This window comes from Paraburkholderia sp. NPDC080076, assembly GCF_050281145.1.
GTDB lineage: Bacteria > Pseudomonadota > Gammaproteobacteria > Burkholderiales > Burkholderiaceae > Paraburkholderia.
The window spans coordinates 131,738-144,005 of record NZ_JBNNWQ010000002.1 but is presented as its reverse complement, the minus strand read 5'-3'; the positions used below and the strand labels follow the sequence as shown (position 1 = coordinate 144,005).

13 protein-coding genes are annotated in these 12,268 nt (G+C 62.9%); 7 read left to right on the top strand and 6 right to left on the bottom strand.

The window, feature by feature from the left end; translation table 11 throughout:
* Nucleotides 1-23: 23 nt before the first annotated feature.
* Nucleotides 24-503, top strand: a complete 480-nt coding sequence (locus tag ACQKRQ_RS08020; protein WP_427476280.1) for a pilus assembly PilX family protein — start codon at nt 24-26, stop codon at nt 501-503.
* Nucleotides 504-513: 10 nt separating this feature from the next.
* Nucleotides 514-942: a type IV pilin protein gene (locus tag ACQKRQ_RS08015; protein WP_427476278.1), complete on the top strand. Its 429-nt coding sequence runs from the start codon at nt 514-516 to the stop codon at nt 940-942.
* 39 nt (nt 943-981) lie between these two features.
* On the opposite strand, the gene ACQKRQ_RS08010 is transcribed toward ACQKRQ_RS08015, so the two are convergent.
* The 3 genes from ACQKRQ_RS08010 to ACQKRQ_RS08000 form a co-directional block, all read right to left on the bottom strand.
* Nucleotides 982-1,461, bottom strand: coding sequence for a DUF3318 domain-containing protein (locus ACQKRQ_RS08010; protein ID WP_132375969.1), 480 nt, complete (start codon nt 1,459-1,461; stop codon nt 982-984).
* A 108-nt stretch (nt 1,462-1,569) separates the two neighbouring features.
* On the bottom strand, nt 1,570-1,956 hold the full coding sequence (locus ACQKRQ_RS08005; protein ID WP_132375968.1) for a phage holin family protein: 387 nt from the start codon (nt 1,954-1,956) through the stop codon (nt 1,570-1,572).
* A 132-nt stretch (nt 1,957-2,088) separates the two neighbouring features.
* Entirely contained in the window at nt 2,089-2,391 is a 303-nt protein-coding gene (locus ACQKRQ_RS08000; protein ID WP_007179108.1) for a DUF883 family protein, read from the bottom strand.
* 343 nt (nt 2,392-2,734) lie between these two features.
* Here ACQKRQ_RS08000 and ACQKRQ_RS07995 point away from each other — a divergent pair, with 343 nt between their 5' ends.
* Nucleotides 2,735-3,373: a peroxiredoxin gene (locus ACQKRQ_RS07995; protein WP_427476275.1), complete on the top strand. Its 639-nt coding sequence runs from the start codon at nt 2,735-2,737 to the stop codon at nt 3,371-3,373.
* 155 nt (nt 3,374-3,528) lie between these two features.
* On the opposite strand, the gene ACQKRQ_RS07990 is transcribed toward ACQKRQ_RS07995, so the two are convergent.
* The gene (locus ACQKRQ_RS07990; protein WP_132375967.1) at nt 3,529-4,719 is read right to left on the bottom strand and encodes an acyl-CoA dehydrogenase; all 1,191 of its coding nucleotides are present in this window, start codon (nt 4,717-4,719) and stop codon (nt 3,529-3,531) included.
* 104 nt (nt 4,720-4,823) lie between these two features.
* On the opposite strand from ACQKRQ_RS07990, the gene ACQKRQ_RS07985 reads away from it, so the two are divergent.
* Nucleotides 4,824-5,609, top strand: coding sequence for an IclR family transcriptional regulator (locus ACQKRQ_RS07985; protein WP_427476274.1), 786 nt, complete (start codon nt 4,824-4,826; stop codon nt 5,607-5,609).
* Nucleotides 5,610-5,646: 37 nt separating this feature from the next.
* Here the strand turns inward: ACQKRQ_RS07985 and ACQKRQ_RS07980 are convergent, their stop codons facing one another.
* A complete protein-coding gene (locus ACQKRQ_RS07980; RefSeq protein ID WP_132375965.1) occupies nt 5,647-6,480 on the bottom strand; it encodes an EAL domain-containing protein in 834 nt (277 codons plus the stop codon).
* Between the two features lie 352 nt (nt 6,481-6,832).
* Here ACQKRQ_RS07980 and ACQKRQ_RS07975 point away from each other — a divergent pair, with 352 nt between their 5' ends.
* From ACQKRQ_RS07975 to fahA, 3 genes are read left to right on the top strand one after another with little or no spacing between them, the layout of a single operon-like run.
* Nucleotides 6,833-8,197, top strand: a complete 1,365-nt coding sequence (locus ACQKRQ_RS07975) for an MFS transporter (RefSeq protein WP_427476272.1) — start codon at nt 6,833-6,835, stop codon at nt 8,195-8,197.
* 34 nt (nt 8,198-8,231) lie between these two features.
* On the top strand, nt 8,232-9,578 hold the full coding sequence (gene hmgA / locus ACQKRQ_RS07970) for a homogentisate 1,2-dioxygenase (RefSeq protein ID WP_427476270.1): 1,347 nt from the start codon (nt 8,232-8,234) through the stop codon (nt 9,576-9,578).
* Nucleotides 9,575-10,885, top strand: a complete 1,311-nt coding sequence (gene fahA / locus ACQKRQ_RS07965; RefSeq protein WP_427476268.1) for a fumarylacetoacetase — start codon at nt 9,575-9,577, stop codon at nt 10,883-10,885. Before hmgA ends, fahA begins: the two co-directional genes overlap by 4 nt.
* A gap of 182 nt (nt 10,886-11,067) precedes the next feature.
* On the opposite strand, the gene ACQKRQ_RS07960 is transcribed toward fahA, so the two are convergent.
* Nucleotides 11,068-12,228, bottom strand: a complete 1,161-nt coding sequence (locus ACQKRQ_RS07960) for an MFS transporter (protein WP_427476267.1) — start codon at nt 12,226-12,228, stop codon at nt 11,068-11,070.
* Between the last annotated feature and the right edge of the window lie 40 nt (nt 12,229-12,268).

Here is a 12,268-nt window from a genome sequence, read left to right as displayed (position 1 = left end):
TGTCACGCGCTCGCCAACGCGGCATGGTGCTGCCGATCGTCCTGCTGATTTCAACAATGATGTTGGTCACTTCCGCCGCCTGGTTCGAAACCTCACTCGCAGCAGCGCGCGGCACGACCAACGTCCGCGACTACTTGCAGGCCTTTCACGCCGCGGATTCAGCGTTGACCTTATGCGCACGCAGTGTCATCGCGGCTGCAAGCGCGCAGTCCGGAGCACCGCCGCCGGTCGCGGCCGGTGAGCCGACACAATGGAAACTCGCAGCCGCATTCGAAGCAGGCGCCGTTACGCCGGTGGCGCAATGGCCCGGCTCGCTGCGTGCGCCGCAATGTCTGATCGAGGCCTGGCGTCTAGCCACTCGTGCCGATGCTCGGGCGTATTTATTGACTTCACGCGGCTTCGGCCGCGTCAGCGAGTCGCAGGTATGGCTGCAAATGGAACTGGTGATCGACGGACAGAAAATCGAACGTCATTGGCGACGCGTTGCCGCCAGACCTTTTTGACGGAGGCGACATGAAGCCGCATGCATCCGCGTTCACGCTGCTCGAGTTGATGATTACGCTAGCGATCGCCGCTACGCTGGCCGTCTTTGCCGTGCCTTCGTATCGCAGCCATATTGCGCGAACTCATCGAATCGACGCGGCGTCCGCGCTCTATCGCGCGGCCCAATTCGTCGAAGGAGCGGCAAGTGACAGCGCGCCGACATTGCCCCCCGGCCTCGATCAGGCGCCGCAATTCGGCACGCCTGTCTATCGCCTGCATGTGCTGCCCGCGGACGATGCAAACGGTGGCTATGCGATCGAGGCAGCGCCGAGCGAATCCGGCCCGATGCGCGACGACACATGCGGCATTTTCACGCTCGATGCGACAGGATTACGCGGCAACAAAAACGGGGCAAGCGGTTCGACGTCCATTAGCAACGACTGCTGGAATACAAGCTAGCGAGCCAAGCCGAGGCGACACGGCCCGCAGTGTCTGCCCTCAGTAACCGCTGTCCGTGGATTCAGCCTTGTTGCCAGACGAGGCCGCCGAATCTCGCTTCATCTGCTGCCAGATCCGGTAGCCTTCCCACCCGGCAAGCGCAAGACTGCCCCACTTGAGCACCGGTTTGGCGCCGGCCACGACCGTCGTACGCAGTGGCTTGGCGAGGAGGATCGATACGATCGAGCTGATGAGCGGATACTGTTTGAGAAGGGCGCCGATGCTCCCCGCGTTGATAAAGCTCGCCTTCGAGCCCTTGCCGACGCGCATGCCACCGAAGCCCGGCAGGATAAATTTGAGCCAGCTGAAGTGCGTGACCGCCTGTCGCAACTCGATGGTCGCTTGAGCGAGCTCCATACGCTCGACATCCGCACGCACCAGCAGCAGCTCCTTGCGCAGTGCTCGCAAATGCGGTGCGCTCAGATCTTTGGCCTGGTGGCGCTTGTTACGGAATGCGGTGTCGGAATGGATCTGGCTCATGGCGTGTCGGCGGCAGTGAATGGTGGGGCGGTGGAACGGCGCTGCATTTCGCGCGAGCTTCTCAAGCAAGACGCAAGGCGCGAAGGGCACGCCGTTGCGCCTTCAAGGTCACGGTTTGCGGAACACGTCGCGGTCTTTTTCGAACTCGGCGAGGGTCGCTTCGAACACCATTGGAGCATTGCGCAAACCGCTGCGCGCTTTTAGCGCACAAGCTAATCCCGCAATCGCATAGACCGCGGTGATGCCGGCGAGCGCCTGCCAGCGGTAAGTGTCCCAGAAGGCGATAGCGATCAGCGCGGTCAGCGCGATCAGCGCCATGGTGGCGAGCATCATGGCGGCAAGGCCGAGGAACAGCACGCCGAGCAAACGGTCCTTTTCTTCGGCGAGTTCGATGCCGACCAGTTCCAGCCGCGTTTGCAGAATGGCAAACACGGAACCGATTATGCGGCGTAACGGACTATGTTCTCCGCGCTGCGATTGTGTTTCGATCGTCATGGCTGTGGGCGTTGCGCGTGAAGGCCTAACCGGCGCGCGCGCGCGCCAGAAGAAGCGGACCGGCCAGGCGTGCGCCGGTCAACTCGATTCGCTGGTGCGCCGGACGAGCTACGCCCGGCGGCATCGGCAGTGTTACTTGCGGTTGATCAACAGCCCAAGCAGCACACCGGCGCCTGCGGCGATGCCGATGGATGCCCACGGATGCTCGTGCACGTAGTCGTCGGTGGCGCGGGCTGCCTTCTTGCCTTTTTCGACCACCACTACCTGAACGTCGGCCGCCTTTTCCTTGGCTTGCTTCAGGCGCGTGAGCGCCGTTTCACGAAGTTCCGAAGCACGCTCGCCGGTGGCGCTCGCGGCCTGTTTCAGCAGATCTTCAGCGTCCGCGAGGACGGTTTTGATATCCGACATCAATCTCTCCTTGTTGATTTCCGACATTGACAGCTCCCCTTCGTCTCACGCCACGCGTGAATCGTAACCAAAGAAACGGCCGCTGGCGAGCGCAGGGCTCGGTTGGTTCCAACTTCGCACGAACCGTTCCCGGTTGAAGCATAGCCACAAACAACGTCACCGCCTGCACGACGTGCAGACAAGTTTGCCTAAGATGGAGTTGATCTGTCCCGCAAAGTTTCCACTAAATCGGTGAAAATTACAAAAACGCATAAAGTAGTGAAGCGATGTTCGTTCGTCATACACCGTCCCTCCCGTATGCTTTATCGTTGCGGAGCGCCGCGGGTAAATGGTCGCGCGGCAATGCCCAAACCCCTATAGGAGTTGCACAATGAGTCTACGTCTTGGCGATATCGCGCCGGATTTCGAACAGCAGTCGAGTGTCGGCCCGATCAAATTCCATGAATGGCTGGGCAATAGTTGGGGCGTGCTGTTTTCGCATCCCGCCGACTTCACGCCGGTCTGCACGACCGAACTCGGCTTGACCGCCAAGCTGGCCGACGAATTCGACAAGCGCAACGTGAAGACCATCGCGTTGTCGGTCGACAGCGCCGAGTCGCACAAAGAGTGGATCAAAGACATTAACGAGACTCAAGCCGCCAATGTCGGCTTCCCGATTCTCGCGGACGGCGATCGCAAGGTCGCCGAGTTGTACGACATGATCCACCCGAACGCGAACGAGACGCTCACGGTGCGCTCGCTGTTCGTGATCGACCCGAAGAAGAAGGTGCGCCTGATCATCACCTATCCGGCCAGCACCGGCCGCAACTTCGACGAAGTGCTGCGCGTGATCGATTCGCTGCAACTCACCGACAGCCACTCGGTTGCTACGCCCGGCAACTGGAAGCAGGGCGATGATGTGGTGATCGTCCCGTCGCTGAAGGACGAGGAAGTCATCAAGCAGAAATTCCCGAAGGGCTACAAGGCGCTGCGTCCGTATCTGCGCATGACGCCGCAGCCGAACAAGTAAGCGGCTGATGCGCCACGAAGCGGGCCGTTAGCGACGGCGCGCTGCGTCGAACGAAAAAAGCCGGTTCACATTGAACCGGCTTTTTTATCGAGCCGCGCGGACTCCGACGCAATCGTTGTATCGCAAATGGTTGTAATCCGCGCTTCAGAAAACCTTCAGAAAAAAGCCTGAATGCCCGTTTGCGCGCGCCCGAGAATCAGCGCGTGAATGTCATGCGTGCCTTCGTAAGTGTTCACCACTTCCAGATTCACCAGATGCCGCGCGATGCCGAACTCGTCCGAGATGCCATTGCCGCCGAGCATGTCGCGTGCGAGCCGCGCAATGTCCAGCGCCTTGCCGCATGAGTTGCGCTTCATGATCGAGGTGATTTCGACGGCTGCGGTGCCTTCGTCCTTCATGCGGCCGAGGCGCAGCACGCCTTGCAGGCCGAGCGTGATCTCGGTTTGCATGTCGGCGAGCTTCTTCTGGATCAGCTGGTTCGCGGCGAGCGGCCGGCCGAACTGCTTGCGGTCCAGCACATACTGACGCGCCGTGTGCCAGCATGCTTCGGCCGCGCCGAGCGCGCCCCAAGCGATGCCGTAGCGCGCCGAGTTCAGGCACGTGAACGGACCGCGCAAGCCGCTGACTTCCGGGAAGCGGTTCTCTTCCGGCACGAACACTTCGTCGAGCACGATCTCGCCGGTGATCGACGCGCGCAGGCCCACTTTGCTATGGATGGTCGGCGCCGACAGTCCTTTCCAGCCCTTCTCGAGAATGAAGCCGCGGATCGCGTCCTTGCCGTCTTCTTCGAGCTTCGCCCACACGACGAACACGTCGGCGATCGGCGAATTGGTGATCCACATTTTCGAGCCCGACAGCGAATAGCCGCCCTCGACCTTCTTGGCGCGCGTGACCATGCTGCCCGGATCGGAGCCGTGATTCGGTTCGGTCAGGCCGAAGCAGCCGATCCATTCGCCGGTGACGAGCTTCGGCAGGTATTTCTGCTTCTGCGCTTCCGAGCCGAATTCGTAGATCGGCACCATGACCAGCGACGACTGCACCGACATCATTGACCGGTAGCCGGAATCCACGCGCTCCACTTCACGCGCGATCAAACCGTACGCCACGTAGTTCAGACCGGGGCCGCCGTATTGTTCAGGAATCGTCGGGCCGAGCAGGCCGAGTTCGCCCATCTCGCGAAAGATCTCGATGTCCGTCTTCTCGTGACGGAACGCTTCGAGCACGCGCGGCTGCAGCTTGTCCTGCGCGTAGGCCGCGGCGGCGTCGCGCACCATGCGTTCGTCTTCGGTGAGCTGCTGATCCAGCAGCAACGGGTCTTCCCAGTGAAACTGCGCGGCCTCGGCCATGGCTTATCTCCTGATTCCTTGCTTGACGGAAACGTGTTTGCGCTTGACTTAAGTTCCGCTATGCGAAACAATGTTTTGCAAACCACGTCCGAGTGTATCACCCCATGACGCCGACATCTACTCCCTCCGAACCGCTCGACCAGCGCAAATTCGTGGTCGCCCTCGCACGCGGACTGGATTTGTTGCGCGCGTTCAAGCCGGGCGAAACGATGCTCGGCAACCGCGATTTCGTCGAACGCACGGGTTTGCCGAAGGCGACCGTCAACCGTCTCGCCTACACGCTGACCGTGCTCGGCTATCTGCGGCTCGACGAAACCTTGGGTAAATACGCACTCGACGCGGGTGTGCTGTCGCTCGGTTTCGCGCTGCTCTCGGGCACGGACACGCTCGAACTCGCGCGCCCGCACATGCGCACCTTCGCGCGCGAGGTGGGCGCGGCGGTCTCGCTCGGTTGCCGCGACGGGCTCGACATGATTTATCTGGAGACGATCCGCAGCGAAACGGCGTTGACGCTTGGGCTGGCGTCGGGTTCGAAACTATCGATGCTGACAAGTTCGATGGGCCGCGCCTATCTCGCAGTGCAGCCGCTCGACGTGCGCGCCGCGTTACTGGCGGAATTGAGGAAGGCGGCGGGCAAGGACGGCGCCGAACTGGTCGCCGACGCCGAGCAGGAAATCGCCGCCTTTGCCGCGCAGCGCTGCTGCTATTCGTTCCGTGCGTGGCATGACGATGTCAATGCGGTCGCGGTGCCGTTTCGCGAGCCGCGCGAAGGGCGCTGGCTGGTGCTGAGTTGCAGCGGGCCGGCATCGTCGATGGGAGAGGATGTGTTTCGTGACAACGTCGCGCCGCGGCTGAAAGCGCTTGCGCGGCGTTTGGGCGATACGGTTTGAAGCGGGTGGCGCGTGTGCAACGCGTCAATCCAACTACTCAAACCGCCCGGTCGTGATAATGCGCATTGAACAACGGGCCTTGCACGAAGCGCACGTCGTACTGCTGCAACGCCTCGAACTGCGTTTCATCCATCACGCGGTTGAAGATCAGCGGAATCCGCAAGCGGCCCGCATAACCCACTAGCGGTTTAACCGTGGCATCGCGCAAAGCGGTCCCCGCATCCATCTTGATGAAGTCGAGGCGCGCAGTCTCCGACACCGACAGAATCTGCCCGGCATTGGACAGATTGCCCGCCACCTTGAAGCCATAGTGCTGGTAGCTCTTGGTCAGATAGCCGAGAAACGTCTTGTGCGCTACCGCCGCGGCCGGCAGCTCGATCACCACCCGCGACGGGTTCAATCCGAACGACAACAGCACGCTCGAAAAATGACGCCCGTGGTCGTACTTCACACTCTTGAGCAGCCGTTCGTGCACGCGCAAAAAGAGCAACCCATGCCGCTGCGCGCCGAAGAAATTGATGGCGTGCAGCGCGCGTGACATGCGGTCGAGCGCGACCAGTTCCTGATCGTCGGCGATACGGTCGAACGGATCGAACACGTCGAATGGCGCCGCCTCGACCCGGTGCGTGACGGCCTGAAAGCCGAGTTCATCGCCGAAACGGTCCACCCCCTCGACCCCCGACGACAGTGACTGCGCCAACGCATGCACGCTGATATCGAAGATCGGCTCATAGGCGCTGGCGAGTTCGACCCCGTCGAATTGCGCCAGCGCGACGTCGTGATGCAGGCCTTGACCCATTACCAGATGCTCGCCGAGAAACGGATGATCGGCGGCGCGGGCAATGAGGTTGGGGATGGTCGGCGGAATCATGTAGACGTATGGATGGCGATAGTGAGGCGCTCGGCGCGCAGCAACGCGACTCGATTGCCGCATCCACTGATGGTAGCAGTCTGCACCGCCGTCACATGAACAAATTGCTCATAACGTTATCCGTCGAACGCTTGTGCCGACTGGCTGTCCGGGATTCTTAAATGGTTTTTCAGGGTTTACGTTAATTTCACTAATCATAATTCATTTTACTATACGTAAATTGCAGTGCGACTGCGATGGCGGGATGACTTGTGCCGTGCGCGCGGCGCATGCGCCGCCCAGTGGCGCCGTCCGGCCGTTTCAGCCGCGCCGCCACCATCGAATAATCCAGTCAGCATCAGGAGACGAACCAATGAGCGCAAAACCGGCCGCGGCCGCCGCCAATGTGATCGAAGTCGAGCGCGTGCTCGGCGAAACGCATCACCCGGCATTCCAGTTGCTGCTGCTCGCGCTATGCGGGCTGTGCCTCGTGATCGACGGGTTCGACGCGCAAGCGATGGGCTACGTCGCGCCGAGCGTGATCGGCGAATGGCATGTCTCTAAGGCGGCGCTCGGTCCGGTGTTCAGCGCCAGCCTGTTCGGCATGCTGCTCGGCGCGCTCGGGCTGTCGGTGCTGGCTGACCGCATCGGCCGCCGTCCGGTGCTGATCGGTTCGACCTTCTTCTTCGCGCTGGCGATGCTGGCCACGCCCTTCGTCACCACGATCCCCGCGTTGATCGCGCTGCGCTTCATCACCGGTCTCGGCCTCGGCTGCATCATGCCGAACGCGATGGCGCTGGTCGGCGAATTCTCGACCCCCGCGCATCGCGTCAAGCGCATGATGCTGGTGTCGTGCGGCTTCACGCTGGGCGCGGCGCTCGGCGGCTTCATCAGCGCCGCGCTGATTCCGGCTTATGGCTGGCGCGCGGTATTCTGGGTGGGCGGCGCGGTGCCGCTGCTGCTGGCGCTGGCGATGCTCGCCGCATTGCCGGAATCGCTGCAATTTCTGGTTCTCAAGGGCCGCAGCGAGCGCGCGTTGCGCTGGCTCGCGAAATTCAACCCGGCGCTGCCGATCGACGCGAACACGCGGCTCGTCGTGCGTGAGAAGGGCAACGGCGGCGCGCCGGTCGCCGAATTGTTCCGGGCCGGCCGCGGCCCGGTAACCTTGATTCTGTGGGCGATCAGCTTCATGAACCTGATCGATCTGTACTTTCTGTCGAACTGGCTGCCTACCGTGATGCGCGACGCCGGCTATTCGCCGGGCACGGCAGTGATCGTCGGCACGGTGCTGCAAACAGGCGGCGTGGTCGGCACCTTGCTGCTAGGCTGGTTCATTGAACGGTTTGGTTTTGTGCGTGTGCTGTTCGTGTGTTTCGCGGGCGCGGCGCTGGCGGTCGGCACAATCGGCACGGTGGCGCATGCATTGCCCTGGCTGTTGCTCGTGGTGTTCGCGGGCGGCTTCTGCGTGGTCGGCGGACAACCGGCGGTCAACGCACTGGCCGGTCATTTCTATCCGACCACGCTGCGCTCGACCGGGATCGGCTGGAGCCTCGGCATTGGCCGGATCGGTTCGGTGATCGGACCGCTGATCGGCGGTCAACTGATCGCGCTGAACTGGTCGAACGCCGCGCTGTTTCATGCGGCGGCCCTGCCGGTGCTGTGCTCCGCGCTGCTGGTGATCGCGCTGGCCGCCGCGACGCGTCAACGCGGCCAGCCGTCCGAGCCGCGCACCGCATGAGATGACGAGATCGAGTATCAACGGAGAACCTTGCATGGACACCCAAACACGCACGCCGAACACTGCCAGTTCGCGGCTCGAAATCGAGCCGGGCTATCAGTCGGGCTTCGCGAACGAATTCGCGACGGAGGCCTTGCCGGGCGCCTTGCCGGAAGGCCGCAATTCGCCGCAGCGCGCGGCGTATGGTCTGTACGCCGAACAACTGTCGGGCACGGCGTTCACCGCGCCGCGCGGCCACAATCGCCGCTCGTGGCTGTACCGGATCCATCCGGCGGCGGTGCACAAGCCGTTCACGCCGCTGCCTTCGGAGCGGCTCGTCGCCAACTTCGCGGAGGTGCCGCCGACGCCGCCCAACCAGTTGCGCTGGGACGCGTTGCCGATGCCGGCCGAGCCGACCGATTTCATCGACGGCTGGGTGACGATGGCGGGCAACGGCGCGGCCGAATCGATGAACGGCTGTGCGATTCACCTGTACGCGGCGAACCGCTCGATGCAGGACCGCTTCTTCTATACCGCCGACGGCGAACTGCTGATCGTGCCGCAGGAAGGGCGCCTGCACATTGCAACCGAGCTCGGCAAGCTCGACGTCGAGCCGTTCGAGATCGCGGTGATTCCGCGCGGCGTGCGCTTCGCGGTGAGCCTGCCGGACGGCACGGCGCGCGGCTATATCTGCGAGAACTTCGGGGCGTTGCTGCGTCTGCCGGACCTCGGTCCGATCGGCTCGAACGGCCTCGCCAATCCGCGCGACTTCCTCACGCCGCACGCGGCCTATGAAGACCGTGAAGGCGACTTCGAACTCGTCGCCAAGATGAACGGCAATCTGTGGCGCGCGGATATCGGCCATTCGCCGCTCGACGTGGTGGCGTGGCACGGCAACTACGCGCCGTACAAGTACGATCTGCGCCGCTTCAACACCATCGGCTCGATCAGCTTCGATCATCCGGACCCGTCGATCTTCCTGGTGCTGCAATCGCAAAGCGACACGCCGGGCGTCGATTCGATCGACTTCGTGATCTTCCCGCCGCGCTGGCTCGCCGCCGAAGATACGTTCCGCCCGCCCTGGTTCCATCGCAACGTGGCGAGCGAGTTCATGGGCCTCGTGCACGGCGTGTATGACGCCAAGGCCGAGGGTTTCGTGCCGGGCGGTGCGAGTCTGCATAACTGCATGTCGGGGCATGGCCCGGACGCGGAAACGTTCGAGAAAGCCTCGCACGGCGATACGTCGACGCCGAAGAAAGTCGCCGACACGATGGCCTTCATGTTCGAAACGCGCACGTTGATCAAGCCCACGCGCTTCGCGCTCGAAACCGCGCAATTGCAGGCGCATTACTACGAGTGCTGGCAAGGTCTCAAGAAACACTTCAATCCGGAGCAACGATGAACGCACCGAGCGATCTTCAGGCGACGCTCGATCCGTCGCGCAAAAGCTGGGTCGAGTCGGCCAACGATTCGACCAGCGATTTTTCGATTCAGAATCTGCCGTTCGGCGTCTTTAGCGACGCTCTGAATGCGACGCGCCGCGTGGGCGTCGCGATCGGCGACAGCATCGTCGACCTGGCCGCGCTCGAAAGCGCGGGTCTGCTGACGCTGCCTACGTCGGGTGCGGGCGACAGTGTATTCGTGCGCGACGCGTTGAACGATTTCATCGCGCTCGGCCGTGACGCGTGGCGCGGCGTGCGTATTCAGTTAAGCAAGCTGCTCTCGCGTGATAACGCGACGCTGCGTGAGGACGCCGAACTGCGCAGCCGCGCGCTGATCCGCCAGGCCGACGCGCAATTGCATCTGCCGGTGCAGATTCCCGGCTACACCGATTTCTATTCGTCGAAGGAGCACGCGACGAATGTCGGCTCCATGTTCCGTGATCCGAAGAATGCGCTGCTGCCGAACTGGTCGGAGATGCCGATCGGCTATAACGGACGCGCGTCGTCGGTGGTGGTGAGCGGCACGCCCGTGCGTCGTCCTAACGGGCAGTTGAAGCTGCCGGATCAGGAGCGTCCGGTGTTCGGCGCGTGCCGCAAGCTGGATATCGAACTGGAAACGGGCTTCGTGATCGGCGCGGGCAATGCCTTGGGCGAACCGGTTGCGTGCGCGGATGCCGAAGCGCATATCTTCGGCATGGTGCTGCTGAACGACTGGAGCGCACGCGATATTCAGCAATGGGAATACGTGCCGCTCGGACCGTTCAACGCGAAGACCTTCGCGACGACGATCTCGCCGTGGATCGTGACGCTCGACGCGCTCGAACCGTTCCGCGTCGCGCAGCCGGCGCAGGAGCCCCAACCGCTCGCATACCTGCGGCACGACGGCGAGCATGCGTTCGATATCACTTTGGAAGTGAAGCTGCGTCCGCAGCAGGCGAAGCAGGCGAGCACGATTGCGCGAACCAACTTCAGGCATATGTACTGGACGATGGCGCAGCAACTCGCCCATCACACGGTATCTGGCTGCAATACGCGCGTGGGCGACCTGATGGGCTCGGGCACGATCAGCGGCCCGACCGAAGATTCGTTCGGCAGCCTGCTGGAGTTGACGTGGAACGGCAAGAAGCCGCTGGAGTTGCAGGAAGGCGGCACACGCAGTTTCATCGAAGACGGCGACGAATTGACGCTGGCCGGCTGGTGTCAGGGTGAGGGTTATCGTGTGGGTTTCGGCGCATGCGTCGGGCAGATTTTGCCGGCGTTGAAGTAACGCTGTAATAGCGGACGAGCCGCACGCAACGTGCACGACGAAAAACGGGGACGCCATTTATCGTGGCTTCCCCGTTTTGCTATTCATGGGTCATCATCATGCAGTGGCGCCGCGCCCAAGCGCCCAAGCGCCGAAACGCCGAAACGCCGAAACGCCGAAACGCGTAAACCAATGTCCGGCGATTAACCAACGACTCGTACCGGCGCACGCCGTCTCTCCCACCAGACCGCCACCAGAAACGCCAACGCCGCCACAAGCAGCACCCCGACCATCGCGTCATTCCCCACGCCCTTCATCAGCGCGCCCGCCACCAGCGGGCCGCCGAAACTCGCCGCGCTCCAGGATGCGCCCACCAGCGAACTCGCCGACACCAGCGCGACGCCGCGAAAGCGCTCGCCGCAGGCAACCAGCGACAGCGTGTAAATCGCGCCTGCCGCCGCGCCGAGCACATACAGCAGAGGCCAACCGAGCCACGGCGAAGTCATCGCCCACGGCAGCAACGGCAGCAGCGCCAGGACGATCACACCGCAACCGATATGCACGCGTTCGCGTCCAAGCCGGTCAGCCAGCCAGCCGATCGGGAATTGCATCGTCGTATCGCCGAGCAGCAGCGCCGACGCGAACAGCACGGCCACCTCGCTCGTAATGCCGTGCGACATGGCGAAGAGCGGCAGCAGCGAGAGCGCGATCGTGTCGAACAACGCGAAGAAACCGGTGCCGATCACGAGCGCCGGCATCTGCGGCAAAACATGGCGCCAACTGCCGTGCGCCGCGTGCTCATCCTCGGACGCTTGCGGCGTCTTGCGGATCGTGGCGAGCATCGGCAGCGCCAGCAGAAAGATCGCCCCGCAAATCAGGAAGCGCCACTGCGTGAAGCCGGCGATCTGACTCACCAGCACAGGACCGGCCATCTGGAACAGCGTGAAGTTGGTCGCGTAAATCGCGATTACGCGGCCGCGCGTGGCGTCGTCGGCCAATTGGTTGACCCACGCTTCGCCGATCGTGAAGAGGAGCATCAGCGCCGCGCCGCATAGAACACGCAACACGGCCCACAGCCACAGGTTCGAGGTGAGTTGCATCAGCGCCGTGGCGAACGCCACTACCAGCACGGCGCTCACGATCACCTGGCGGCCACCGAAACGCGCCGCGATCCATCCCGCGAGCGGCACGATGACGAGCCCGCCGCCCGCTTGCGCGGCAGTCAGCAGGCCGACCACGTCGGTGCCGTAACCGGCTTGCGTGAGTGCGAGGGCAGTGAGGGGAAGCGTTGCGCCGCTGCCGAGTCCGACGACGGCGACGCTGAGGATCAAAGCGAGGAAATCGCGAGTGAAGATGACTTTCATCGGCCGAGATGCTACTACGGCCGCGAGTCATCCGCACCTA

What these genes read in the sequence shown, in the direction of transcription:
- hmgA (WP_427476270.1), top strand. Translation starts at nt 8,232, where the DNA reads ATGGACACCCAAACACGCACGCCGAACACTGCCAGTTCGCGGCTCGAA.
- ACQKRQ_RS08010 (WP_132375969.1), bottom strand. Translation starts at nt 1,461, where the DNA reads ATGAGCCAGATCCATTCCGACACCGCATTCCGTAACAAGCGCCACCAG.
- ACQKRQ_RS07985 (WP_427476274.1), top strand. Translation starts at nt 4,824, where the DNA reads ATGACGCCGACATCTACTCCCTCCGAACCGCTCGACCAGCGCAAATTC.
- fahA (WP_427476268.1), top strand. Translation starts at nt 9,575, where the DNA reads ATGAACGCACCGAGCGATCTTCAGGCGACGCTCGATCCGTCGCGCAAA.
- ACQKRQ_RS08015 (WP_427476278.1), top strand. Translation starts at nt 514, where the DNA reads ATGAAGCCGCATGCATCCGCGTTCACGCTGCTCGAGTTGATGATTACG.
- ACQKRQ_RS08005 (WP_132375968.1), bottom strand. Translation starts at nt 1,956, where the DNA reads ATGACGATCGAAACACAATCGCAGCGCGGAGAACATAGTCCGTTACGC.
- ACQKRQ_RS07960 (WP_427476267.1), bottom strand. Translation starts at nt 12,228, where the DNA reads ATGAAAGTCATCTTCACTCGCGATTTCCTCGCTTTGATCCTCAGCGTC.
- ACQKRQ_RS08020 (WP_427476280.1), top strand. Translation starts at nt 24, where the DNA reads ATGGTGCTGCCGATCGTCCTGCTGATTTCAACAATGATGTTGGTCACT.
- ACQKRQ_RS07990 (WP_132375967.1), bottom strand. Translation starts at nt 4,719, where the DNA reads ATGGCCGAGGCCGCGCAGTTTCACTGGGAAGACCCGTTGCTGCTGGAT.
- ACQKRQ_RS07980 (WP_132375965.1), bottom strand. Translation starts at nt 6,480, where the DNA reads ATGATTCCGCCGACCATCCCCAACCTCATTGCCCGCGCCGCCGATCAT.
- ACQKRQ_RS08000 (WP_007179108.1), bottom strand. Translation starts at nt 2,391, where the DNA reads ATGTCGGAAATCAACAAGGAGAGATTGATGTCGGATATCAAAACCGTC.
- ACQKRQ_RS07995 (WP_427476275.1), top strand. Translation starts at nt 2,735, where the DNA reads ATGAGTCTACGTCTTGGCGATATCGCGCCGGATTTCGAACAGCAGTCG.
- ACQKRQ_RS07975 (WP_427476272.1), top strand. Translation starts at nt 6,833, where the DNA reads ATGAGCGCAAAACCGGCCGCGGCCGCCGCCAATGTGATCGAAGTCGAG.